Consider the following 24,635-nt stretch of genomic DNA (forward strand, 5'->3'; position numbering starts at 1 on the left):
CGTCCGAGAGAAGGAGCACCGACATGGACGCCCGAGACACCAGGCAGCCGCATGCCGCGGCCGCCCCGAGGGCCGAGGCCCGACCGGCGGGTCGCGAGCGCGCGGCGGTCGAGGACCGGCCCATGACCCTGGCGGAGAAGGTGTGGGCACGCCACGTCGTGGTGCCCGGCGACGGGGGCGCCGCCGGGCGGGGCACGGACCTGCTCTACATCGACCTGCACCTGCTGCACGAGGTCACCAGCCCGCAGGCGTTCGAGGGGCTGCGGCAGGCGGGCCGATCCGTCCGTCGGCCCGAGCTGACGATCGCCACCGAGGACCACAACACCCCGACCCAGCGCATCGATCGGCCGATCGAGGACCCGACCTCCCGAGCACAGATCGAGGCGCTGCGGCGCAACGCCGATGAGTTCGGCGTCCGGCTGCATCCGTTGGGCGACGCCGAGCAGGGCATCGTGCACGTCGTCGGTCCCCAGCTCGGTCTCACGCAGCCGGGCATGACGATCGTCTGCGGCGACTCGCACACCGCCACCCACGGCGCTTTCGGGGCGTTGGCGTTCGGCATCGGCACCTCCGAGGTCGAACACGTCCTGGCGACTCAGACGCTGGCGATCACGCCGTTCAAGACCATGTCCGTCACCATCGACGGGACCCTCGCCCCGGGCGTGAGCGCGAAGGACCTGATCCTGGCCGTCATCGCGAAGATCGGCACGGGCGGCGGCCAGGGACACGTGATCGAGTACCGCGGCGAGGCGATCGAGGCGCTCTCCATGGAGGGGCGCATGACCGTGTGCAACATGTCGATCGAGGCCGGAGCCCGCGCCGGGATGATCGCACCGGATGCGACCACGATCGAGTATCTGCGCGGGCGTGATCACACGCCGAGTGATCACGCGTGGGACGAGGCCGTCGCCGACTGGTCGACACTCGCCACGGACGAGGGCGCGCAGTTCGACACCGAGGTCGTCCTGCACGCCGACGAGATCCACCCGTTCGTCACCTGGGGCACCAACCCGGGCCAGGGAGTGCCGCTGAGCGGACGGGTCCCCGATCCGGAGCGCATGGGCGACGACGCTGAGCGGGCAGCGGCCAGCGCGGCCCTGGACTACATGGGCCTGGCCCCCGGCACGCGGATGAAGGACGTCGAGGTGGACACCGTCTTCATGGGTTCCTGCACGAACGCCCGGATCGAGGACCTGCGTGTGTTCGCCGACGTCGTGCGGGGCCAACGCAAGGCCGATGGCGTGGAGGTGCTCGTCGTCCCCGGATCCGCCCGCGTCCGGCTGCAGGCCGAGGACGAGGGGCTGGCGGAGGTGATCCGGGACTTCGGTGCGCAGTGGCGGTTCGCCGGCTGCTCGATGTGCCTGGGGATGAACCCCGATCAACTGCGACCCGGCCAACGCTGCGCCTCCACCTCCAACCGCAACTTCGAGGGGCGGCAGGGTGCGGGAGGCCGCACCCATCTGGTGTCGCCGGCCGTCGCCGCGGCGACCGCGGTGCTCGGTCGGCTGGCCGAGCCGAGGGACCTCGACGCCGCCGGGAGGCCGGCGCACCACGACCGCACCGCCGTGCAGACGGGAGCCTGAACCATGGAGAAGTTCACGACGCATACCGGGATCGGCGTGCCCCTGCCCGCATCGAACGTCGACACCGACCAGATCATCCCCGCCCAGTTCCTGAAGCGGATCACCCGCACGGGCTTCGACGACGCGCTGTTCGCCCGCTGGCGTGAGGACGAGGACTTCGTGCTCAACATCGAGCCCTACTCCTGCGGTTCGGTGCTGGTCGCCGGCCCTGACTTCGGCACCGGCTCCTCCCGCGAGCACGCCGTCTGGGCGCTCAGGGACTACGGGTTCCGCGCCGTGCTGTCCGCCCGGTTCGCGGACATCTTCCGCTCCAACGCCGGCAAGCAGGGGCTGGTCGCCGCGCAGCTGAGCCCGGAGGACATCACTCGGATCATGACCATGCTCACCGAGTCTCCCGGCACCGAGGTGACCGTTGACCTCGAGGCTCAGACCGTGGCGTGCGAGGGCGTTGAGGCGCCCTTCCAGATCGACCCCGACACCCGAGCGAGGATCCTGCAGGGCCAGGACGAGATCGCCGTGACCCTCGCGCAGCAGGAGGCGATCGTTCGGTTCGAACGCGGACGTCCGGCGTGGCTGCCGCACACTCTGCCGCGTTGACCCGGTGGCCTCGGCCCCGTCTCGGCACCTCGCCGGACGGGCCGAGGAGGCCTCGGCCATCGCTCTGACGTGGGCGAGTGCACATCACGGGGAGATTGCGATCCATGCGACGCGGCTGGGGGCACGGCTGAGGACGTCCTATGCTTGTTCGCGATGTTCGGCCCGTGCCCCACGCACGGCCGATCCCCACTTCAGCCCCGTCGTGACGACGGGCGACACCGAGGCCGCAGAACAACGCGGTGAGGGAGGACCCAATCACCATGGCCAAACTGCTGACGATCCAGGGCGGCAAGCCGCTGACCGGTGAGGTCACCGTCCGCGGTGCGAAGAACCTCGTGCCGAAGGCGATGGTCGCCGCTCTGCTGGGTGATTCGCCCTCGACGCTGCGGAACATCCCGGAGATCAAGGACGTGGATGTGGTGAGCTCGCTGCTCGAGATCCACGGCGTGACCGTGTCCTGGGACAAGCAGAACGGCTCGATCACCATGGACCCCGCCGGCGTGAAGCAGGCCAAGTCCGCCGAGATCGACGCGCACGCCGGCGACTCGCGCATTCCGATCCTGTTCTGCGGACCCCTGATGCACGCGATCGGCGAGGCGTTCATCCCGGACCTGGGCGGTTGCAAGATCGGAGATCGTCCGATCGACTATCACCTGTCCGTGCTGCGCAATTTCGGCGCTGTTGTGGACAAGCGCCCCGGCGGCATCTCGATCTCCGCGCCGAAGGGTCTGCGCGGCGCCAAGCTCGAGTTGCCTTATCCGTCGGTCGGAGCGACTGAGCAGGTGCTGCTCACGGCGGTGAAGGCCGAGGGCATCACCGAGCTCAAGGGCGCGGCCGTCGAACCGGAGATTCATGACCTGATCCATGTGCTGCAGAAGATGGGCGCCATCATCACGGTGCAGACCGACCGCACCATCCGGATCGAAGGCGTGTCGACACTGCGCGGGTACAACCACGTGGCCCTGACCGACCGCAATGAGTCGGCCTCCTGGGCCTCGGCGGCGCTGGCCACCGGCGGCGACATCATGGTCCGGGGCGCCGCGCAGCGGGACCTCACCGCCTTCCTGAACACGTACCGCAAAATCGGCGGCGAGTTCGAAGTCACCGACGACGGCATCCGCTTCTGGCACGCCGGCGGTGAACTGAAGCCGCTGGTGCTGGAGACCGATGTGCACCCGGGCTTCATGACCGACTGGCAGCAGCCGCTCGTCGTCGCGCTGACCCGGGCCGCCGGCGTCTCGATCGTCCACGAGACCGTGTACGAAAACCGTTTCGGGTTCACGGACGCCCTGGTGCGCATGGGCGCTTCGATCCAGTTGCATCGCGAGTGCCTGGGGTCCGTGCCGTGCCGCTTCGGGCAGCGCAACTTCCTGCACTCGGCCGTCATCTCCGGTCCGACGACGCTGTCCGGGGCCGACTTCGATATCCCGGATCTGCGCGGCGGCTTCTCCCACCTCATCGCGGCGCTCGCCGCGCGGGGCACGTCGCACGCGACCGGGCTGGAGATCATCAACCGTGGTTACGAGCACTTCATGGACAAGCTCCAGGGTCTCGGCGCCGATGTCGAACTGACCGACGACGCCTGATGCGAGCCGCGCCCGCCACCGCCGAGGACGGCGTCCTCCCCGCCGCCGGGGCGGACACCCCGACGACGCCGTCGGCACCCGCCAGCGCGCGCCCCGCCCTGTCGACCCGGCTGGGCTTCATGGCGGCGGCCGTGATCGTGCGTCCGGCCATGCGCCTGCTGGTGCGCCAGCGCTGGGAGCACGTCGAACGCATCCCACGTTCCGGCGCCATCCTTGCGGTGAACCACATCTCGGAGATCGACCCGGTCTCGATCGCCCACATGGTCTACAACCGGGGCATGCTGCCGACGTTCCTCGCGAAATCCGAGCTGTGGGACGTGCCCGTGCTGGGCACGGTCCTCGATGTGCTGGGCATGGTGCCGGTGCAGCGAGTGGGCGACGGCGGCCGTTCGCTCGAGGCTGCCCGAGGCGTCCTCGACCGCGGCGGCGCCGTCATCGTCTACCCCGAGGGCACCGTGACCCGCGATCCCGACGGGTGGCCGATGGCGGGCCGCTCGGGGGCGGTGCGACTGGCCTTGCAGACCGGCGCTCCGCTCGTGCCGGTGGGGCAGTGGGGCATTCACCAGCTGCTTCCCTACCGGGCCCGTCGGCTCGCGGTGTGGCCGCGTAAGACCGCGCGCGTGCTCGTCGGGCATCCGGTCGATTTGTCGGACCTGCGGCAGTCTGCCGGCACGGCCTCAGCGCTGCGCGAGGGCACCGACCGCATGATGGAGGCCATCACCGACCTGGTCGGCCACCTGCGCGGCCAGAGGCCTCCCGAGCGGCGGTTCGACCCCCGCGGTCGCGGCGCGGCGGAGGTGCGCGCATGAGCCGGGCGGAGCGCGTCGCGGTGCTCGGCGCTGGCAGCTGGGGCACCGCGTTCGCCACTGTGCTGGGGCAGAGCACGGCGCCTGTCGGCGCGCGCGCCGAGCAGATTGTGCTGTGGTCCCGTCGTCCCGAGGTGGCCGAGTCCGTCACCACGCGGCACGAGAACCCCGAGTATCTGCCTGACGTCGAGCTGCCGTCTCACGTTAGCGCCACGACCTCTCTCGAGGAGGCGGTACGCGAGAGCGGTGTGGTCGTGGTCGCGGTCCCCGCGCAGACGGTGCGCGCCACGCTCGCACGGGTGCGTGATCACCTGGCCCCCGACGCGGTCGTGGTCTCGCTCGTCAAGGGCCTCGAGAGAGAGACGGACGCACGCATGTCCGAGGTCTGCGCCGGCGAGCTGGACCTGGCCGAGGACCGGTTCGCCGTCGTCTCCGGACCCAATCTCGCCCTCGAGATCGCGCGGGGCGAACCCACCGCCACGGTTGTCGCCTCCCGATCGAACGCGACGGCCGAGCGGGTCGCCGCGCTCATGGCCGGACGCACGTTCCGCCCGTACACGAACCACGACGTCGTCGGCGTGGAGGTCGGCGGCGTGGTCAAGAACGTCATCGCCCTGGCGGTGGGGATCTGTGACGGCCAGGGGCTCGGGGACAACTCGAAGGCCTCCGTGATCACCCGCGGACTGGCCGAGACCACCCGTCTGGCCATCGCCCTGGGCGGCGAAGCCGAGACGATGGCGGGCCTGGCGGGACTGGGGGACCTGGTGGCGACGTGCGCGTCACCGCTGTCCCGCAACCGCAGCGCCGGCCGTCTGATCGGCACCGGGCTCACCGTCGACGAGGCCGTGGCCGCCATGAAACAGACGGCGGAGGGCATCAAGTCCGTCTCCGCCGTCGTCCACCTCGCACGGCAGCACGGAGTCGAGATGCCCATCTGCGAGGCCATCAACGCCGTGGTCAACGGCGAGCTCGAGGTGTCGACGCTCGCCGAGCTGCTGCTCTCACGCAATCTGAAATCGGAAGGACGCCGCGCATGAGCGAGACCGGCCCCCACCCCACCGCCGCGACCGGCGCCGCCGAGCGTCCGCGCGTCCTGCTGCTCTTCGGCGGCCGCTCGAGCGAGCACTCCGTCAGCTGCGTGACCGCCGCCGGCGTGCTCAACGCCGTCGACGACTCCCGCTGGGACGTCGTTCCGGTCGGAGTCGCTCCGTCGGGGCTCTGGTCCGCCGAGCCGATGGACATCGCCTCATGGGACCTGCGTTCGTCGCCGGCGCCGGAGGTCCCCGAGCCGGAGCGGCCCGTGAACCTGCGGGCCACGGCGGAGGGGCGGACCGAGCTGGTCGACGTCGATGGCTGCTCCCTCGGGCACATCGACGTCGTCTTCCCCCTGTTGCACGGGCCCTTCGGTGAGGACGGCACGATGCAGGGGCACTTCGAGACCCTGGACCTGCCCGCGGTCGGCTGCGGCGTGCTGGCCTCGGCCGTCGGCATGGACAAGCACTTCATGAAGGTGGCGTTTCAGGCAGCCGGGCTCGAGGTGGGCCCGTGGGAGCTGATCACGGACCGGCAGTGGCGGCGCGACCCCGACCACGCCCTGCGCCGGGCGGCGCGGCTCGAGTTCCCCGTGTTCGTCAAGCCCGCGCGGGCCGGTTCGTCCTTCGGGATCAGCCGCGTCCAGGACCCGGCCGATCTGCGCGCCGCCATCGAGCATGCCCGTCGTTTCGACCCGCGGGTCGTGGTCGAGGCGGGGATCCTGGGACGAGAGATCGAGTGCGCCGTGCTCGACGGTCACGGCACGGATGAGCCTCGGGCGTCGTTGCCCGGCGAGATCGTCGTCGTGGAGCAGGCCGGTGGACACCAGTTCTACGACTTCGAGGCGAAGTACCAGCAGCAGGGGGCCGCGGAGCTCTCCTGCCCGGCCGAGCTCGAGGAACCGGCCCAGCAGCAGCTGCGCGAACTCGCCGTGCGGGCCTTCGAGGCCGTCGACGGCGCCGGACTGGGGCGCTGCGACTTCTTCTACACGCCTGACGGGCGCTGGATCGTCAACGAGATCAACACGATGCCCGGTTTCACCCCGATCAGCATGTATCCGGCGCTCTGGGAGCGCAGCGGCATCGGCTACGCCCAGCTGGTCGACGAGCTGATCACCCTGGCGATCGAACGGGGACCGGGCCTGCACTGACCGACCCGGCCGGGGCCGCGGGCCAGCGGTCCGGGCGCCCGAAGGCACGGGCTAGCGGCCCGGGCATCCGAAGGCACGAGCCGCCAAGGTCGTGCCGGCGCGCAGCTCAGCGGACCGGCTCGGCGTCCTCGAGGTTCACGCAGCCGCGTTCGGCCGGGATCTGGGAGACGGCCCCGCCGAGGCCGACCATGACCGCGTCCGAGGTGGCCCGTGACTTGTCGAAGAGCACCTCGACGGCCGGGTCCCGCCCGTAGGTGGTGATCCGCCAGTTCGCGTCCTCGTCCTTGACCACCCAATCCACGCCCTCCGCGGTGACGCACCGATCGGTCGTCGGCGCGGGCGGCTCGACGCCGCAGCGCAGCACGACGGCGGCCGGATCGCCCCAGACCGCGGTGGCTTGGCTGTCGGTCGGCCGCAACGGCTCGCCGCCGAGCTCCTCGGGCATCGCCACCATGGCGGAGGCGCAGACCGGGTCGTTCGCGTGCGGCGCGGCCTCGACGGTCGCGACGCGCCCCGAGCAGCCGGACGCGGCCAGCGCGGTCGCGGACAAGATCAGGGTGAGGGCGGTGCGGCGGCGGTCAGGAGGAAACACCGCGCCAGCCTATCGAGGCCTGCCTGTCCGCGCAGTCCAGACCGGATGGGCGCCCAGTCGTGACCTACCATGGAGCCGATCAGCCCGGGGCGTCCTGCCGTGCTCCCCGGCCCGAGCCGACCTGGAGGCCTCCGTGAGCCGTTCCTCGAATTCTGCCCGCCCGCGACGCCGGCGCCCGGTGCTCCTGACGGTCGTCGGTCTGCTGTGTGCGGCCCTCATCGCGGCCGGCATCGGCATCGTCTGGTATTTCGGCGGCATCGCGCAGACCCTCGACGGCATCAAGCGCTTCGAGGGCACCGTGTTCCCCGAGGAGTCGTTGCGGCCGGGGCAGGGGCGCGAACCCTATGCACCGACGACGACGGGCCCCGGCGAGGTGCAGGGTCCCAAGGCCGCGGGCTCCGAGGAGGACGCCGACGACAAGGCCGTCGACATCGTGCTGATCGGTGCGGATTCGGGGGACCCGAACGGTGAGAAGAAAGACGTGGAGAGCCTGAATGAGGTGGGCCGCTCCGACACCATCATGTGGGTCCACATCGACGGTGGCCGCGAGAATGTGCAGGTCATGTCGATCATGCGTGACACCTGGCTGCCCGTGCCCGGTCACGGCGATCGCAAGATCAACGCGGCCTTCGCGCTCGGCGGCGTGCCCACCGCCGTGGCCACCCTCGAGAACATGTTCCAGGCCAGGGTCGATCACGTCGTGGCCATCGACATGGCGGGGTTCAAAGATCTCGTCGACGCCCTGGGCGGGGTCACCGTGAACAACCCGCGCGAGTTCACCTCGGCGTTCACCACCGGGGAGAAGATCACCTTCGAGAAGGGGCCGATCGAACTCAACGGCGAGGAGGCCCTCGCGTTCGCGCGCGAACGCAAGACCTTCGGCGACGGCGACTTCACCCGCGTCGAGAACCAGCAGCTGCTCGTCAAGGCGATCGTCGCGAAATCGCTGTCGCGCACGAATCTGTCGAACCCGGAGTCGGTCCGCGGCTCGATCGAGGCCTTCGCCCCATACCTGACTTTCGACCAGTCACTCGACAACGGCCGACTGTTCGACCTGGCCTGGTCGATGCGTCACCTGCGGGGTGAGGACATCCAGATGTCGACCGTGCCGACGAACGGCACCGGCATGGCCGGGGACCAGGCCGTGGTGTGGCCGGACTGGAAGAGCATCCGGCAGATCGGCAAGGGCATCCGGACGGGCACCCTGGACGAGGTGCTGGCCCCATGACCCGGAGCTCGCAGCCCGGCTGGCCGCTGCTGCGCACGTGGCTGACGGTCGCGGAACGGAGCGCACACGCCACGGCCGCGCGACTGGACACGCTCAACGTCTTTCCGGTCCCGGACGCGGACACCGGGACGAACCTGCACGCCACGCTCTCCGCCGCCGCGGACCGTGCGCGGGCCCTCCCGGATGACTCGGCCCCCGACGCGGCGATGCGGGAGTGCGGCGTGGCCGCGCTGCGGGCAGCCCGCGGCAACTCCGGCACGCTGCTGGCGGTGACCCTGGCCGGGATGGCCGAGCCGCTCGGCCCGAACAGTACCGTCGACGCGGCGACGCTGACCGCGTGTCTGGCCTCGGCCGAACGCGACGCGCGCGAGGCCTTGGCCGCCCCGTGCGAGGGAACCCTGCTCTCGGTGCTCTCCGCCGTGGCCTCCCACGCCGGGCAGGCCGTCGTGGAGGACGCGGAGACCGGCCTCGTACCGCTGGTTGAATCCTGCGTTGACGTGGCCCATGAGGCGGTCCGTCGCACCGAGCAGCAGCTGGAGCCGTTGCGCGTCGCCGGGGTGGTCGACGCGGGTGCCGTCGGTCTGCTGTGGGTGCTGGAGTCGCTGCGCGCCGCTGTCGTCGCCGATGCGGTCCGGACCGACCTTGCCGACGACCTGCACGGCTTCGGGCCGCGAGAACGGGGAGCGGACGAGGCGACCGTCGTGTCCGAGGACGCTGACCCCGGCGGTGCGGGCGTCGAGGTGATGTGTCTGCTCGAGCTGTCTCCGCTCGGCGCCGCGTCGCTGCGTCAACGTCTCACCGAAGGCGCCGAGGCCGTGATCCTGGCACCCGTCACGCGCTCGGCGGGGCCCGAGTCCTCCGGGACATGGCGGGTGCACTTCCACGTGCCCGACGCCCAGACCGGGCACGCCCTGCTCTCGGACGCCGGTCCGCCGCAGCAGCTGACCGTCACGGACCTGAGCCGGAGCGGCCCCGGAACGGCTGACGCGCATGTCGGCTGCCGCTGAACCGCATCCCTTCGACGTCCCGCTGCGCGGGCTGCTGGGTGCACGCACCGCCGGGCGGCTCGAGAAGGAACTCGGGCTGCGCACGTGCGGAGAGCTGCTCGACCACGTGCCCCGGCGCTGGATCGAACGCGGGGAACTGACGTCGATCGCGAGCCTGCCCATCGACGAGCAGGTCACCATCGTCGCCGAGGTCACCGATGTCTCCACGCGCCGCATGCACAGCAGACCCGGATTCATCGTCGACGTCACCGTCGCGGACCCCGACCTCGATGGGTCATCCGGCGCGAGCCTGTCCATGGCCTACTTCAACGGACACGAGGCACGCCGCCGCCTGAGCCCCGGCGTCCGTGCCATGTTCCAGGGGAAGACGACCCTGTATCGCGGCAGGGTCACGCTCAACAACCCCGACTTCACGGTGCTCGACGCCGAGGCGGAGGGGGACCCGGATGTCCGGCCGCTGCCCGTCTATCCGGCGACCGCGAAGCTGCCCAGCTGGGTCCTGCGCGAGGCCGTGGAGACCGTGCTCGACGGCGTGGACTGGGGCAGGGTCGAGGACGTCCCCGCACCGGCCGTCCGCGCGGCCATCGGCACGCAGACAGGCACGGTTGCGCTGCCCGACGTCGAGGGCGCCTACCGAGGCATGCACGCACCGGATGAGGTGTCCTGTGTGGAGCCGGCGCGCCAGAGCCTGGCCCTGCGGGAGGCGCTCGTGACCCAGGCGGGCCTGGCACGACGCCGGGCCGCGACTCGACGGCAGCAGGGCCGCGCCTGGCCGAGGGTCGAGGCGGGCCTGGTGGACGCGCTGCTGCAACGGCTGCCCTTCGAACGCACGCAGGGGCAGATCACGGTGGGGGAGCGGATCGGCGCGGACCTGGCCGACTCGGCTCCGATGAGCCGGCTGCTGCAGGGCGATGTCGGTGCGGGCAAGACGCTCGTGGCCCTGCTGGCGATGCTGCAGGTCGTCGACGCCGGCGGGCAGGCCGCGCTGGTGGCGCCCACCGAAGTGCTGGCCCAGCAGCACCACCGCAGCCTGCTGGAGCTGCTCGGACCGCTGGCCCGCAGGGGTGACAGCGCCGCGGGGCACGGCCCCTTCTTGTTCGACGAGGCCGCGCAGTCGGGACCGACGACGCGGGTCGAACTGCTCACCGGGTCGATGCGCACGGCCGCGCGGCGCGAGGCGATGCTCGCGATGGCCTCGGGCCAGGCGGGCATCACCGTCGGCACCCACGCCCTGCTCTCGGAGAAGGTCGGCTTTGCGCAGCTGGGCCTCGTCGTCGTGGACGAACAGCACCGTTTCGGCGTCGACCAGCGCGAGGCCCTGCGGCGCGCCAACCCGGGAACGCATCTGCTGGTCATGTCCGCGACGCCGATCCCGCGCTCGGTCGCGATGACCGTCTTCGGCGACCTCGACCTCACGGTGCTCGAGGGGCTGCCGTCCGGGCGGCGCCCCGTGCGCACGCACGTGGCGCGCGTGGCGCACGGCCCGCGCATCGTCGACCGCGTGTGGGAGGTCATCTCCGAGCATGTGCGCGACGGGCGTCAGGCATTCGTGGTGTGCCCGCGGATCGACCCGGACCCGGAGGATCCCGCGCACGCCAACGTCGAGGACATGCTCGAGCGGATGCGGCGGCTGCCCGCGCTGGCCGGGGTGCGTGTGGCGGCCGTCCACGGTCGCATGGAGCAGGCCGAGCAGGACGAGGTCATGCGTGCCGTCGCCGCCGGCGAGGTGGACGTGCTCGTGGCCACCACGGTGATCGAGGTCGGGGTGGACGTGCCCAACGCCAGCGTCATGGCCGTGCTCGACGCCGAGGACTTCGGCCTGTCGACCCTGCACCAGCTGCGCGGTCGGGTCGGACGCGGCGGGCACCCGGCGCTGTGTCTGTTGGTCACGCGGCTGCCGGACGGGCACCGCAGCCTCGAGCGGCTCGAGGTGCTCGAGGCCACCGATGACGGGATGCGCATCGCTCGCGAGGACCTGCGTCAGCGCGGCGTGGGCGACGTGCTCGGCGCGGCACAGTCCGGGCTGCGGACCGGGCTGCGCCATCTGGACGTCGTGGGCGACGCCGCGCTCGTGGCGTTCGCGGCGGACGTCGTGATCGAGCCGGCATCCGCTTCCGGTGCGGCGTCGAACGAGGAGACATCGGCCGACGGGCCTCGCCGCGATGCGCTGCTGACGGACCGGGACCGGGCGCAGCTGGCGGCCGCCGTCGACCGGTTCGAGCGGCTGCGTACCGACGCGGTCGACTATGCCCGGAAGGGCTGAGCAGCAGGACCGAGGCCATGGAAAGGAGCAGCTGATGAGCCGAATCATCGCCGGGGCCGCCGCGGGCGCGCGCCTGGGTTCCGTGCCGGGCACGGGCACACGGCCGACGACCGACAGGACCAAGGAGGCCCTGTTCTCGTGGCTGGAGGCACGCGGGTGGTGCGAGGGCACAGACGTGCTCGACCTGTTCGCCGGTTCGGGGGCCCTCGGCCTCGAGGCGCTCAGCCGCGGTGCCGCCTCGGTGGTGCTGGTGGAGCGGGACCGACGCGCCGCCCAGGTGTGTCGGGCCAATGCGGCGCTGGTGGCCCGGGCCGCCGGCGGCCGCCCCGCGCGCGTGCTGGTCCAGGCTGTGGAGCGTTTCCTCGCCTCTGCGGAGGCCGAGTCGGCGGACCTCGTGCTTGCGGATCCGCCGTACCCGCTCGACGGGGACGAGCTGACCGCGGTTCTCGAGGCGGCCGCAGCGGCGCTCGCGCCCGGAGGTCTGCTGGTGTTGGAGCGCTCTGTCCGCAGCGCCCCGCCGGCTGCACCCGGGCGCCTCGAACCGGTCGAGAGTCGCACCTACGGCGAGAGCGCGCTGTACTTCTGGCAGGACCCGCGCTAAGGGAGGTGGCTCAGCGTCGCAGCGTGTCGGCATGCCGAGCCAGGCGCTGCATGCCCTCGGCGAGCACGTCCGGCTCCTTGCAGAAGGCCAGGCGCAGCCACGAGGACAACGTCTCGGAGCTGGAGGCGCACAGCGCGCTGACCGGCACCGGCGTCACGCCCGCGCTCCTGGTCCACTCGAGGGCGGCGGCCATCGCATCCGTCGTGCCCCACGGTGTGAGGTCGACGGTCACGAAGTAGCCAGCCTGCGGCACGGTCGGCTCCAGCCCGACGGCCCGCAGTCCGTCGACGAGTAGGTCGCGCTGCCGGCGCAGGCGTGCGCGCTGCTCGGCGAGAAAAGGGCCGGACTGCGGCAGGTACGCGGCCACGGCCTGCTGATACGCCGGACCGGAAGAGAACGTCAGGTACTGCTTCACGGCCCGCACCGCCGCGACGTGCCGGGCCGCGCCGGTCAGCCAGCCCACCTTCCAGCCGGTCACCGCGAACGACTTGCCCGCGGAGGAGGCCGTGAGCACCGTCTCGCCGGTGGGATCCAGGGCGCGCAGCGTGACGTGTTCGCCGTCGTAGACGAGGTGATCGTAGACCTCGTCCGAGAGCACGAGCACCCCGCGTTCGGCGCAACCCTCGATCAGGCGTCGCAGCAGCGCCGGCGGGTACACCGCTCCCGTCGGGTTGTGCGGGGTGTTGAGCACGAGCAGGCGGGTGCGATCCGTGACCGCGGCGAGCAGGCGCTCCGGGTCCGGCTGGAAGTCGGGGGCGGACACCGGCACCCGCACGTGTTGAGCGCCGGCCAGCGCGATCGCCGCGGCGTGGGCGTCGTAGAACGGCTCGACGGTGATCACCTCCTCGCCCGGCTCGACGAACGCCAGGACCGTGGCCGTGATCGCCTCGGTCGTCCCCGTCGTCACGAGCACCTCGGACTCGGGATCCTCGGTGACGCCCCAGTGCTCCGTCCGGTGCATCGCAACGGCCTGGCGCAGCGCTGGCAGTCCGGCGCCGGGGGCGTACTGGTTGGGCCCGCGCAGCACGGCATCGGCGGCCAGGCGCAACAGCTGTTCGGGGCCGTCACGGTCCGGAAAGCCCTGGCCGAGGTTCACCGCCTCGTGCTCGGCCGCCGCGGCGGACATCCGCTCGAAGATCGTCGGGGTGGGCGCGCCGTCGTGCCACAGGCCGGCGGCTTCGGCCGTCCGGCGCCAGCGCTGGTCGGGTGAACGGACCGGGCGGGGGTCGTGGTGCGGTGCGGTCGCAGACGTCTCGGGCATGGCCCGAGCGTAGCCCAGGCCACATCCGATCGTGCGGGCAGGGGGCACGGGCACGGCTGGGCTAGCGTGGAGACCATGCGCAGAGCGGTGTGTCCCGGATCCTTCGACCCTCTTCATCTCGGCCACGTGGAGGTCATCGCCCGAGCCGCCAGGCTCGCGGACGAGGTGCTCGTGGCCGTCTCGGTGAACCCGGCGAAGAACTATCGCTTCTCGATGCATGAGCGCATCGAGATGATCGAGACGACCTTCGCGTCCGAGCCCGGGGTGCGTGTGCTGCCTCTCGGCGCGGGGCTGATCGCCGAGTTCTGCCGAGAGGTGGAGGCCGATGCGCTCATCAAGGGACTGCGCAGCGGCGCCGATCTGGAGTACGAGGCCCCCATGGCCACCATGAACAGGCACCTCACCGGGGTGGAGACGCTGTTCGTCCCGGCGGATCCGCGCTACGGCCATCTCTCCTCCTCGCTCGTCAAGGAGGTGCACTCCCACGGCGGGGACGTCACCGCCTTCGTGCCGCTGGCGGTGGCCGAACGGCTCGCTGAGCCCGGGCGCTGACCACACCGCGCCGGGTCTGAATAGACTGACCGGGCATCCGCTGCCCGCAGGGGAGCCGAGGACCGGCACGCCGCGTCGGGAACCCGCCCCGGCCCGCGAGCGTTCGGCCCACGGATCGATAGGAGAGGACAGGACCACAGATGACTCGAACACCACGCGCGCGCAAGGCCGTCATCCCGGCCGCAGGACTGGGGACGCGTTTCCTCCCGGCGACGAAGGCCATGCCGAAGGAGATGCTCCCGGTCGTCGACCGGCCCGCCATCGAGTACGTCGTGCAGGAGGCCTTGGATTCGCAGCTGCCGGACGTGCTGGTCATCACCGGGCGGAACAAGCGGGCCCTCGAGGATCATTTCGATCGGCATCCGGCTCTTGAGTCGGTCCTCGAGCGCAAGGGTGACGACGCCCGCCTGGCCGCGATCCGCCAGTCCGACCTGGTGGGCGACATGCACTATGTGCGCCAGGGCGAGGCCCTCGGACTCGGACACGCCGTGGGCTGCGCACGTCGGCACGTCGGCGACGAGCCCTTCGCGGTGCTGCTCGGCGACGACATCATCCACCATGAGGACGATCTGCTCCAGCGCATGATCGACGTCCAGGCCGAGAAGGGCGGTTCCGTCATCGCGCTGATGGAGGTGCCCGAGGAGTCGGTGTCCTCGTACGGTGTGGCCGCCGTCGACGCCGTGCCGGGGGCCGACGACGTCGTCCGCGTGACGGATCTGGTCGAGAAGCCGGCGCGGCAGGACGCGCCGTCGAACCTGGCGATCATCGGACGGTACGTGCTGCACCCCGGTGTCTTCGACGTGCTCGATCACACGCCGCCCGGGCGCGGCGGTGAGATCCAGCTGACCGACGCGTTGCAGAGCCTGGCCCACGACGACTCCGAGCGCGGGGGCGTGCACGCCGTCGTCTTCCGCGGGCGCCGTTTCGACACCGGCGACAAGCTCGGCTACCTGCAGGCCGTCGTCGAGTTCGCCGCCGAGCACCCGCAGCTGGGGGAGGACATGCGCGCCTGGCTCAAGGAGTACGCGAACCGCGGCTGAGCGGCATCCTTGGTCGCCGATCGCCCCATCGGCTATCATGGACAGTCGGCTCCGTGGCATTCGCGTGCCATGAGGTCGAAGCAGATCCCTGAGACGACGGTTCCCGAAGGAGGCCGCACCGATGAGCGTTGACCGCAACGCGCGCCGTCCTGCCTCCGAGTCGCCGTGGCGTGTTCCCGTGAAGGACCTGGTGCACAGCGCCGGGATCCAGCGGACCCTCCGGCATACGTGGCCTGCGCCCGAGCAGGTGGGCACCCCCGTGCTCGGCGTCGTCGCGGGTGAACCCGTCGACGTGGACATTCGTCTGGAGGCCGTCCACGAGGGCGTTCTCGTGACGGGGACGGCCGACCTCACCCTCACGGGCGAGTGCAGCCGCTGCCTCGATCCGATCGAGGCCGGCCACACGGCCGATCTGCAGGAGCTGTTCCTGGCCGAGCCGTCCCCCGAGGACGACGAGGACCAGCACCTGATCGTCTACGAGACGATCGACCTGGAGCCCGTGCTCCGAGACGCCGTGGTCACGGCGCTGCCGTTCCAGCCGGTCTGCCGACCGGACTGCGAGGGGCTGTGCGCCGACTGCGGCGTGCGACTCGAGGATGTGCCCGCCGGGCACGCCCATGAGCGCCTGGATCCGCGGTGGGCGGCTCTCGCCGACCTCGTGGACCGTGAGAAGACCTCCACCCCCGAGACAGAAGAGAGATAGTCGTGGCAGTCCCCAAGCGGAAGATGTCCCGCGCCAACACCCGCGCCCGCCGTTCCCAGTGGAAGGCCCAGGCCCCCACCCTGATCAAGACCGTCGAGAACGGTCGCGTCTCCTACCGTCTGCCGCACCAGGCCGAGGTGAAGACCGACGCCGCCGGCACGCCCCTGCACCTCGAGTACAAGGGCCGCAAGGTCGCCGACGCCTGATATGGGCGTGGCCACCACGCGCCGCGGGGCAGCACCCGCACCGGAACCTGCTGAGCTGTTCGAGCGTCTCGGCGTGCACATCACGTCCGAGACGCTCGAACGTGCTTTGACGCACCGTTCCTACGCATATGAGCACGGTGGGCTGCCCACCAACGAGCGCCTCGAGTTCCTCGGTGACGCCGTGCTCGGTTTCGTCGTGACCGACCATCTGTTCAAGGTCTTCCCGCACCTGGCCGAGGGAGACCTCGCGCGTCGACGCGCCTCGATCGTGTCCACGCACGCTCTGGCGAAGGTCTCGCGCGGCCTCGGCGTCGGCGCGCATCTGCGACTCGGCGAGGGGGAGACGCGCACCGGCGGTGCGGACAAGGACTCGATCCTCGCCGACGCCTTCGAAGCGCTGCTCGGCGCCGTGTACGTGGACCACGGCGCGGTCGCCGCCTCGGCCCTGGTGCATCGCCACATCGTGCCGTTGCTCGAGGACCCCGAGATCGCACGCCAGGGCACCGACTGGAAGACCGTCGTGTCCGAGGCCGCGTCGAAGCACGCGCTCGGCGAGGTCCGTTACGAGATCACGGGCCAGGGGCCGGCCCACGCGCCGCGCTTCGAAGCGGTGTGCCACGTCGGAGCTCGCCGGTATGCCAGTGCCGTCGCGAGCTCGAAGAAGCAGGCCGAGCGGGACGCCGCCGCCGAGTCCTGGCCCCTGATCGAAGCCGAGCTTCCGAACGCCTCGGCCTGAACCCGTCACGATGCCCGAGCTGCCCGAGGCCGAGGTCGTACGACGAGGCATGGAGCCCTACGTCGCCGGAGCCGTGGCCGGACGCCTTCACGTGTGCGACGTCCGCGCGCTGCGTCGGTGCTCGGACGGTCCGGCGGCCCTCGCGGAGCTGCTGGACGGGGCCGTGCTCGCTCGGCCGCAGCGCCGCGGCAAGTTTCTCTGGGTGCCGTTGCAGTCGCCGCGGGGGCGTGCCGTGGTGGTGCACCTGGGCATGTCCGGACAGATTCGGGTGGATGACCCCGGTCGCGAGCACCAGCGGCACCTGCGGCTGCGTCTGCCGGTGCGGGGCGCCGACGGGGTGCTCCGGGAGCTGCGGTTTGTGGACCAGCGGCTCTTCGGGGGCTGGTGGGACGACGAGCTGACCCCGTGCCCCGTCACGGGAGAGCCAATCCCTGCCACCGCCGCGCACATCGCCCTGGACCCGCTGCACCCGGGGTTCGACTCGCGCGCCGTGGCCGCCGGCTGGCGATCCCGTCGCACGGCGGTGAAGCGAGCGCTGCTGGACCAGAGCGTGGTCTCCGGGATCGGCAACATCTACGCCGACGAAGCGCTCTGGGCCGCCCGTGTCCATCCGGAGCAGTCGCTTCAGCGGCTCTCTGTGGCCCGAGGCACCGCGGTCCTGGACGCCGCGGCGGACGTGATGCGCCGTGCCCTGGCCGTTGGCGGAACCAGCTTCGACGCCTTGTACGTCAATGTCGAGGGCCGCTCAGGGTATTTCGCCCGTTCCCTGAACGCGTACGGACGCACTGGCGAACCATGCCCGCGCTGCCTTCGCTCCGGCAGGGACGGCAGAATTCTCCGCGTCGCGTTCATGAACCGGGCCTCACATCTGTGCCCGGTCTGCCAGCGTCGACGGTGACCGGGTCGGCGCCCTGCGCTGGGCGAGGCGGTCCGTCGGGCGCGTCCGGGGTGCTCTAGGCTTCGGTGGAGCAGTGTCGTCTGGGAGGAGTGGATCGGTGGACGATCGTGCGGGATCGGGCCGTCTCGGTGCCGACCGAGGCGCGGACCAGCCCGAGGTCGCGGGAGCGTCGCATGAGCAGGACCGTGGCTCGGTGTCCTCAGGCACACCGCCCCGTCGCTCCCGGCGGCGACGCTGGCCGTGGGTGGTCGGGGCGATCGCCGTCGTGCTCGTTCTCGCTCTGGTCGCGGGCGTGCTCTACCTCAGCTCCGTGGCCCGCAGCTTCGACGACAACCGGACCACCGTCGACGCGCAGACTCAGCAGCGTGAGGCGGGCGACCCCGTGAACATCCTGCTGTTGGGCTCCGACTCCCGCGCCGACGACGACCGCGAGGAGGGAAGCGAGCGCAAGGACACCATGATGCTCGTCCACATCCCGGCCGACGGCAGCGGCGTCTACGTCATCTCCCTGCTGCGCGATCTGTACGTGGACATTCCCGGTCACGGCCGGGACAAGCTCAACGCGGCCAGTGCCGAGGGCGGGTATCCGCTGCTGATCGACACCGTCGAGCAGATGTTCGACATCCCCGTGCATCACCTCGTCGAGATGGATTTCCAGGGCTTCCGCTCGGTGACCAGCGCGCTGGGCGGCGTGAGCGTGTGCAACCCGACGGCGTTCTCATCCGGGCAGAAGAACCCCAGCTACTTCCCGCGCGGCCAGATCCTGCTGCAGGACACCGCCGCCCTGCGCTACGTCCGCGAACGCCATGCCTTCGGCGACGGTGATCTCAGTCGCGTCGAGAACCAGCAGCGCGTCGTCGAGAGCGCTCTGGGACGGTTCCTCAGCGTGGACGTGCTCGCGAACCCGGGGCGCACCAACGACGTCGTCTCGACCTTCTCTCGGCACCTGACGGTCGACGAAGGCCTGGACTCCCAGATCGTCGGACAGGTGGGCTGGCGCCTGCGGGATCTGGACAAAGGCGACTTGGAGATGCTCACCGTCCCCTCGGGCGACGCGTTCAAGGACGCCCGCGGCCAGTCGGTCGTGGGCCAGGACGAGCAGCTCATGCGGCAGCTGCGCGCGGCACTGGCCGACGATGACCTCGGCCGCTATGTCGAGGCCCGGGAGAAGGAAGAAGCCCAGGCCAAGAAGGAACGGCAGCAACGGCGGGCAGCTCAGGCCGAATCCGAGCCGACGAGCCAGGCCGAGGCGTCCGGCGCTGCGAAGCCCGAGCCGGCGGTGGACGAGCCGTGCGGCTGACCGGCTCGGGTCCGCGCACGCTGAACGCCGGCGGCACCGCGGGTCGTAGCGCAGCCGAACGCGCTGCGGGCCGCGCACCCCGGCTGTGCCTGCTCATCCACTCCTATGCCCCGGAGACCACGCCGCCGCAGCGGCGCTGGGACGCGTTCGTGCGCGCCTTCGTCGAGGCCGGGTGGAACGTCGACGTCATCGCGCCGACCGTGCCCGGCCGCGAGGACGGCCGCACCGGCACGGGCGCCCACGGCGAACGCATCGTGCGGACCCCGGCGCCGCGGTCCGGCGCCGGCGGCCGCAACTCCCGCTTCCTCGCCTCGGCCGTGCACGCCGTGCTGTGTCTGCCGGCGGCGCTGACGGTGCCGCGTCCGGACGTCGTGGTGGCGACGTTGCCGGCGTTGCCGATGGTCGTGCCCGCTCGAGTGCTGCGTCTGCTGTGGCGGCGTCCGCTGGTGCTGGAGATGCGAGACGCCTGGCCCGATCTCGCGCGCGAGGCCGAGGTCGGCGCCGGACCGCTCGGCGCGGTGATGGACCGGCTCGTCACCGGCGCGCAGCGCAGCGCCGAGACGGTCGTGACTGTCACCGCCGGATTCGGAAAGCGCCTGGCGGCCCGAGGTGTCGACGTGCCGGTGCACGTGCCGAACGGCATCGCCGTCACGGCGGCGGCCCCGGTGACGCGACGGCAGCGCGAGGCCGGCGACGGCCTGCACGTGCTGTACCTGGGCAACCACGGCGAGAGCCAAGGACTCGAGGTGCTCGTGGAGGCCGCCGCGCTGCTTCGAGACCAGGCGCAGCCCTCGGATCCGCCGGTGACCGTCCGGCTCGTGGGAGACGGGACCCGCCGTGAGGCGCTCGTCGCGCTCAACCGTCGATTGGGTGAGCCCGCGCAGCTGCTGCCCGCGGTCACGGGAGCCCAGGTGCGCGGCCAGTACGCGTGGGCCGACACCTGCCTGGTCATCCTGCGCGACGACTGGCCCAGCTTCGACTGGACGGTGCCCTCAAAGACCTACGAGCTGCTGGCGATGGACCAGCACATCACACCCGTGGTGCGCGGCGAGGCGGCCGAGGTCGTGCAGCAGGCGACCGGCGCGCAGCCGATCCCGGCGCGGGCCCAGGCCCTCGCCGACCATCTGCGCGCACTCGCGGCGGACCCGGAGTCCACCCGAACCTGCGGCCGTGGCCGGAAGTGGGTGAACCGGCACGCCGACCTGCACGTGCTCGGCACGCGCATGGTGGAGACGGTCAGCGCCGCCGTCGAGCGCGGACGCCGCCCACGACGGAGGCGAGTCGGTCGGCGACGGTGACCGGCTCGGGGCGCGCGAAACCGGCCGCGGCGATGGCCCGGGCCGGACGCAGCGACAGGTCCGCGAGCGCGCTGAGGATCTCCCGGACGGTGTCAGAGGGGATCGCGACGTGTCCCGGACCGTTGTCGTCCGTGCGGACATACAGGCGGCGTTCACCACGCGCCAGCTGCAGGAACGGCGTGAACTGGTGGTTGAAGAAGCGCTGATCCGCGCGGTTCTGGTAGATCAGCACGTCGTTGGTGAACGCTCCGGTTCCCGGCTCCACCGGTCGGCGCCGCACGAATCGCTCGATCACCGCGGTCCGCTGCGCCTCGGTCTGCGCCGACGGGTGCGCCACGTCCAGATACCGGTCCAGGCCGGCGGCGGGGGAGGCCTGCATGTCCAGGCGCGGGTTCACGGCGAGCACCAGCGCGTCCGGCAGGTGAGGGGCGTAGCGGATCGCGGAGTATCCACCGCCGGAGCTGCCGAACAGCACGGTGCGCACACCGCCCAGGCAGCGGGCCGCGTGGTGCAGCACGGGGCCGAGCTGCTCGGGCAGCGGGCCGGTGAGGTCATCGCCCAGGTACCAGCCGAGGTCGAGGTCACCCCGAGCGGTCGCGGGGTCGCTGACGGCGATCAGGTTGACGCCGCAGTCTTCCGCGAGTCGGTTCCCCTGGAAGGCGGGCAGCAGCCGCACCCGCGAGGACAGTGAGGCGTTGAACACGATCAGGGTGACCGGGGCGCCCCGGTCCTCGATCAGCAGGTCGACGACGGACTCGCCGACCGGGACACTGTGCAGTCCGCGCTGCGGGCGGACCGAGACGAATTCCTGCGCGGAGGCGTAGCGCGTCTCGGCGGACCAGCGGGAGAGTCGGCGGGGGCGTTGCATGCGACAAGGTTACCGAGTGGGCGCTGCGGTGCGGAGCAGGACTCCACGAGGCGGCACCGGCCTGCCGCAGCGGATGCGCAGACGCGCGCTGTTAGTCTGGGCCGCAGCCCGCGCCGGGGTGTGTCTCGGTGGCGACCTCCGCGTCGTCGGGCGCAGAGTCATCACGCACAGACTGAGGGGCAGGAATTCCGGCATGGCGCGCACGTCGATTCAGAAGGTGCTCAGGCGCTCCGCACAAACGATCCCGCCGGACACGCGCCGGGTGCTGCGTCGCAAGGGCGGAGCGGTCCTGCGCCGCATGCCCACGCCCGTCGCACAGGAGATCCGGGACCTGTTCGGAGTGAAGTGGGGCCAGCAGAAGAACACGCGGGCCGCCGGGCGGGCGACCGACGCCCTCGGCCTGGCGACCGCCGAGAAGCAACGCCCCCGTCCCGCCGCCTCCCCGACCGTGACCGGACGCGGCGCGGCGGCCGTCGGCCCTGACCCCAAGGCGAGCGAGCGCCTGGAACGCGCCCTGGGTCTGGCCGATGTCTCCCGCGGCGCCACAGGGCAGCGGTCGATCGGCGGGATCCTCGCGCCGGACGTGCGCGGGCGTCTCGAGGAGGCCGGGCATCGGGTCGTCCCGTTCGTGCCGGGGACCTCGACGGCCCTCGCCCAGCGCGTCGAGTCGGTCGTGGTCGACCTGGAGGGATTCCGCGGAGTCTGGGCCGGTGCCCTCGACGCCACCGGCGTCTCCCTGTACCGCGAACTCGACGCCGCTCTGAAGGCGGCCTCCGAGCGCGGCGTCACCTGCTGGCTGCTCGTCCGAGGCCCGCGAGCCCACCGCATCGGCGCGCTCGCGCTCATGCAGGCCCCGCACGTGCTCCCGCTGCGCGCGGGCGAAGACCGCGAACCCATGCACTTCACCGAGGACCCCGGGGACGCCCCGTACGGCCTCGCCGACGTCCTTTCCGCCAGCGAGGAGGCCTACCGTGGCTGAGCACCCGACCCCTGAGACCGCCGAGATCCCGGCAGCCGCCCGCGTGCGCGTGCTGTTGTACGGCGACGTCGACCTGAACGTCATGGACGGTTCGGCGATCTGGCTGCCCTCGATGGCCGAGACCCTCACGCGCGCCGGTGCCGAGGTGCACGTGCAGCTCAAGGCGGAGGAGCGCCGTGATCTGCTGACCGCGCCGCTGCGCGCGCTTGACGGCGTCACCGTGCTCGAGGCCCGCCCTCGCGCCGGACAGAACTCGATGGAACCGGCGCGGGCCGCCACCGTCCTGGCCGAGGCGGATGAGCGGGAGCGCTACGACGTCGTGCTCGTGCGCGGCATCCACATGTGCAGTGAGCTGGCCGAGCGTCATGCCTTTCCGGGGCGCCTGTGGTCCTACGTCACCGAGTTCGGCTATGTCGCCGGTGAGTTCAGCTCCTCACGGCAGGAGACGATCGGCGCGATCGCCGCGGCCAGCCGTCTGATGCTGGCGCAGACCCCGCAGGCCCGCGCCGTGCTCGAGGCCATGGTCCCGGCCGCGGCGGGCCGTACTGAGATCCTCTCGCCGATGGTCCCGGACGAGGTCCGACCCGTCGAGCGGTCGGCCGAACACGCCGCCGGACCGCTGCGGATGATCTACACGGGCAAGTTCGCCCACGACTGGCACACCGACAAGATGCCCGCGATCCTCGAGCATCTCACCGAGGCCGGTGTCGAGGCGAGGCTGACGATGGTCGGCGACAAGGTCCACCGCGAGCCGAAGCGCAGCGGCTGGGCCTCGCGCATGCGTACGCTGCTCAACGCGGACATGCCCGGGTTCGAGTGGACGGGTGCGCTCAGCCGCGTCGAGTCCATGGACCGGATGGCTCACTCGGACGTGTCCCTGGGCTGGCGCGCGCCACGCCTGGATCTGTCCCTGGAGATCTCGACGAAGGTGCTCGAGAGCTGCGCGCTGGGTGTGCCGCCGCTGGTGAATCGCACCACGATCCACGAAGAGCTGCTGGGCACGGACTACCCGCTGTTCATCGACGCGCTCCGGGACGACGCCGAGGCCATCGCCCGGCGGCTGCAGGGCGTGCAAGAACGTCTTCCCGAGCTCTCGGCCCACGTGCTCGCGGCCGCCGAACCGTATCGCATGACCGCACGCGCTGAAGCCCTGCGCGGGTACTTCGCCCGACTCGGGCTGCTCGATCAGGCTCCCGCCGCCGGAACGCTCAGCGCGGACGCGGGGCAGCATGCCTCGCCGCAGGCGGGCGAGAGCGGCGCCGCGCAGAGCGCCGACGCGCAGAACGCGGAGGCCGTGAGCGTGTCGCCGCGTCGGACCCGCGTCGTCGTGGCCGGACACGACCTGAAGTTCGCCGGCGAGCTCGTCGACATGCTGCGAGACGACCCGTCCGTCGAGCTGCGCCTGGACCACTGGTCGACCCTGCACAAGCACGACGAGTCCGCCTCGACGAAGCTGATCGACTGGGCCGACGTCGTGGTGTGCGAGTGGGCCGGTCCCAACGCGGTCTGGTACTCGAAGCACAAGCGTCCCGGCCAGCGGCTGGTGGTGCGCCTGCACATGTTCGAGCTGCGAGGCGGCTGGCTCGAGAACATCGACACCGACGCCGTGGACGCCCTCGTCACCGTCTCAGGTCTCTACCGAGACCTGACGCGTGAGCACATGGCGATCGACCCGGCGAAGGTCACGGTGATCCCCAACGCCGTCTCGGTGGCCGACCTCGATCGTCCCGGCCTGCCGGACCGCCGGTACCGGCTCGGCCTGGTCGGCATCGTTCCGCTGCGTAAGCGGCTGGACCGGGCCGTCGATCTGCTCGAGGCCCTGCGTCGGCACGATGACCGCTTCACCCTGCACATCCGCGGCCGCATGCCGTGGGAGTACGCACATGAGTGGCGCAAACCGCTGCAGCGCGAGGGATACCTCGATCTGTTCGCTCGCATCGGCGGATCCGATCTGCGCGAGGTCGTGGCCTTCGAGCCCTTCGGGGCGGACATGGGCACGTGGCTGACGAAGATCGGCTGGGTGCTCTCCCCGTCCACCACCGAGAGCTTCCACCTGGCCCCCGCCGAGGGCATGGTCTCCGGTGCCGTGCCGCTGGTCTGGCAGCGGCCGGGCGCGGTCGGCGTGTTCGGCGAGGACTTCGTCGTGCCGGACACGGAGGCCGCAGCCGAGCGCGTGCTGGCGGCCGTGGCCGATGACGAGCAGTATGGCCGTCTCAGCGATCTGAGCCGTCAGCGCGTGCAGGGCTACGACGAACGCGCGGTCGCCGCGCTGTGGCACGCCGCACTGTTCCCTGCCGCCGCGTCCTGAAGCCGTCGCGGCCGCAGACCTATACTGGGCCAGACGCCCGG

At 71.5% G+C, this 24,635-nt stretch carries 23 protein-coding genes; 20 read left to right on the top strand and 3 right to left on the bottom strand.

What is annotated here, in order from left to right:
- Positions 1-122: 122 nt before the first annotated feature.
- From leuC to HDA30_RS02635, 6 genes are all read left to right on the top strand, one after another.
- Positions 123-1,583 carry a 3-isopropylmalate dehydratase large subunit gene (leuC, locus tag HDA30_RS02610; RefSeq protein WP_246418792.1) on the top strand — a complete coding sequence of 487 codons (1,461 nt, stop codon included), beginning with the start codon at positions 123-125 and terminating at the stop codon, positions 1,581-1,583.
- A gap of 3 nt (positions 1,584-1,586) precedes the next feature.
- A complete protein-coding gene (gene leuD, locus HDA30_RS02615) occupies positions 1,587-2,180 on the top strand; it encodes a 3-isopropylmalate dehydratase small subunit (RefSeq protein WP_158495699.1) in 594 nt (197 codons plus the stop codon).
- Positions 2,181-2,440: 260 nt separating this feature from the next.
- Positions 2,441-3,766, top strand: coding sequence for a UDP-N-acetylglucosamine 1-carboxyvinyltransferase (gene murA, locus HDA30_RS02620; protein WP_184241029.1), 1,326 nt, complete (start codon positions 2,441-2,443; stop codon positions 3,764-3,766).
- Entirely contained in the window at positions 3,766-4,575 is an 810-nt protein-coding gene (locus HDA30_RS02625; protein WP_246418681.1) for a lysophospholipid acyltransferase family protein, read from the top strand. Before murA ends, HDA30_RS02625 begins: the two co-directional genes overlap by 1 nt.
- Positions 4,572-5,609, top strand: coding sequence for an NAD(P)H-dependent glycerol-3-phosphate dehydrogenase (locus HDA30_RS02630; protein ID WP_184241030.1), 1,038 nt, complete (start codon positions 4,572-4,574; stop codon positions 5,607-5,609). The genes HDA30_RS02625 and HDA30_RS02630 overlap by 4 nt, the downstream gene beginning before the upstream one ends.
- Positions 5,606-6,754 carry a D-alanine--D-alanine ligase family protein gene (locus HDA30_RS02635; protein ID WP_184241031.1) on the top strand — a complete coding sequence of 383 codons (1,149 nt, stop codon included), beginning with the start codon at positions 5,606-5,608 and terminating at the stop codon, positions 6,752-6,754. The genes HDA30_RS02630 and HDA30_RS02635 overlap by 4 nt, the downstream gene beginning before the upstream one ends.
- Positions 6,755-6,860: 106 nt before the next feature.
- Here the strand turns inward: HDA30_RS02635 and HDA30_RS02640 are convergent, their stop codons facing one another.
- Positions 6,861-7,346 carry a DUF3515 family protein gene (locus HDA30_RS02640; RefSeq protein WP_343059276.1) on the bottom strand — a complete coding sequence of 162 codons (486 nt, stop codon included), beginning with the start codon at positions 7,344-7,346 and terminating at the stop codon, positions 6,861-6,863.
- 133 nt (positions 7,347-7,479) lie between these two features.
- On the opposite strand from HDA30_RS02640, the gene HDA30_RS02645 reads away from it, so the two are divergent.
- From HDA30_RS02645 to rsmD, 4 genes are read left to right on the top strand one after another with little or no spacing between them, the layout of a single operon-like run.
- Positions 7,480-8,574, top strand: coding sequence for an LCP family protein (locus tag HDA30_RS02645; RefSeq protein WP_343059277.1), 1,095 nt, complete (start codon positions 7,480-7,482; stop codon positions 8,572-8,574).
- Positions 8,571-9,581, top strand: a complete 1,011-nt coding sequence (locus tag HDA30_RS02650; RefSeq protein WP_184241033.1) for a DAK2 domain-containing protein — start codon at positions 8,571-8,573, stop codon at positions 9,579-9,581. Before HDA30_RS02645 ends, HDA30_RS02650 begins: the two co-directional genes overlap by 4 nt.
- A complete protein-coding gene (locus HDA30_RS02655; RefSeq protein WP_184241034.1) occupies positions 9,565-11,844 on the top strand; it encodes an ATP-dependent DNA helicase RecG in 2,280 nt (759 codons plus the stop codon). The genes HDA30_RS02650 and HDA30_RS02655 overlap by 17 nt, the downstream gene beginning before the upstream one ends.
- 34 nt (positions 11,845-11,878) lie before the next feature.
- The gene (rsmD, locus tag HDA30_RS02660; RefSeq protein ID WP_158495706.1) at positions 11,879-12,445 is read left to right on the top strand and encodes a 16S rRNA (guanine(966)-N(2))-methyltransferase RsmD; all 567 of its coding nucleotides are present in this window, start codon (positions 11,879-11,881) and stop codon (positions 12,443-12,445) included.
- A 10-nt stretch (positions 12,446-12,455) separates the two neighbouring features.
- Here the strand turns inward: rsmD and HDA30_RS02665 are convergent, their stop codons facing one another.
- Positions 12,456-13,706 carry an aminotransferase class I/II-fold pyridoxal phosphate-dependent enzyme gene (locus HDA30_RS02665; RefSeq protein ID WP_184241035.1) on the bottom strand — a complete coding sequence of 417 codons (1,251 nt, stop codon included), beginning with the start codon at positions 13,704-13,706 and terminating at the stop codon, positions 12,456-12,458.
- Between the two features lie 75 nt (positions 13,707-13,781).
- Here HDA30_RS02665 and coaD point away from each other — a divergent pair, with 75 nt between their 5' ends.
- From coaD to HDA30_RS02705, 8 genes are all read left to right on the top strand, one after another.
- Complete coding sequence (gene coaD, locus HDA30_RS02670) at positions 13,782-14,258, top strand: pantetheine-phosphate adenylyltransferase (protein WP_158495708.1); 477 nt, start codon at positions 13,782-13,784, stop codon at positions 14,256-14,258.
- A gap of 140 nt (positions 14,259-14,398) precedes the next feature.
- Entirely contained in the window at positions 14,399-15,298 is a 900-nt protein-coding gene (gene galU, locus HDA30_RS02675) for a UTP--glucose-1-phosphate uridylyltransferase GalU (RefSeq protein WP_158495709.1), read from the top strand.
- 121 nt (positions 15,299-15,419) lie between these two features.
- On the top strand, positions 15,420-16,001 hold the full coding sequence (locus tag HDA30_RS02680; protein ID WP_184241036.1) for a YceD family protein: 582 nt from the start codon (positions 15,420-15,422) through the stop codon (positions 15,999-16,001).
- Positions 16,002-16,003: 2 nt separating this feature from the next.
- Positions 16,004-16,207, top strand: coding sequence for a 50S ribosomal protein L32 (rpmF, locus tag HDA30_RS02685; protein ID WP_158495711.1), 204 nt, complete (start codon positions 16,004-16,006; stop codon positions 16,205-16,207).
- Positions 16,208-16,214: 7 nt separating this feature from the next.
- Positions 16,215-16,943 (top strand): ribonuclease III, encoded by a 729-nt coding sequence (gene rnc / locus HDA30_RS02690; RefSeq protein WP_343059279.1) that lies wholly within the window; start codon positions 16,215-16,217, stop codon positions 16,941-16,943.
- A gap of 10 nt (positions 16,944-16,953) precedes the next feature.
- Entirely contained in the window at positions 16,954-17,841 is an 888-nt protein-coding gene (gene mutM, locus HDA30_RS02695) for a bifunctional DNA-formamidopyrimidine glycosylase/DNA-(apurinic or apyrimidinic site) lyase (protein WP_184241038.1), read from the top strand.
- A 97-nt stretch (positions 17,842-17,938) separates the two neighbouring features.
- Entirely contained in the window at positions 17,939-19,141 is a 1,203-nt protein-coding gene (locus tag HDA30_RS02700; RefSeq protein ID WP_221419038.1) for an LCP family protein, read from the top strand.
- On the top strand, positions 19,132-20,439 hold the full coding sequence (locus HDA30_RS02705) for a glycosyltransferase family 4 protein (protein WP_262337693.1): 1,308 nt from the start codon (positions 19,132-19,134) through the stop codon (positions 20,437-20,439). Before HDA30_RS02700 ends, HDA30_RS02705 begins: the two co-directional genes overlap by 10 nt.
- Here HDA30_RS02705 and HDA30_RS02710 read toward each other — a convergent pair.
- Positions 20,378-21,307: a hypothetical protein gene (locus HDA30_RS02710; protein WP_184241039.1), complete on the bottom strand. Its 930-nt coding sequence runs from the start codon at positions 21,305-21,307 to the stop codon at positions 20,378-20,380. The two genes, HDA30_RS02705 and HDA30_RS02710, sit on opposite strands and share 62 nt — an antisense overlap.
- Positions 21,308-21,500: 193 nt before the next feature.
- Between HDA30_RS02710 and HDA30_RS02715 the strand changes: the two genes are divergently transcribed.
- Both HDA30_RS02715 and HDA30_RS02720 read left to right on the top strand, forming a co-directional pair.
- Complete coding sequence (locus tag HDA30_RS02715; protein ID WP_184241040.1) at positions 21,501-22,286, top strand: hypothetical protein; 786 nt, start codon at positions 21,501-21,503, stop codon at positions 22,284-22,286.
- The gene (locus tag HDA30_RS02720) at positions 22,279-24,594 is read left to right on the top strand and encodes a glycosyltransferase (protein ID WP_343059281.1); all 2,316 of its coding nucleotides are present in this window, start codon (positions 22,279-22,281) and stop codon (positions 24,592-24,594) included. Before HDA30_RS02715 ends, HDA30_RS02720 begins: the two co-directional genes overlap by 8 nt.
- Positions 24,595-24,635: the final 41 nt, after the last annotated feature.

The sequence above is a fragment of the Micrococcus cohnii genome (genome assembly GCF_014205175.1).
Lineage (GTDB): Bacteria > Actinomycetota > Actinomycetes > Actinomycetales > Micrococcaceae > Micrococcus > Micrococcus cohnii.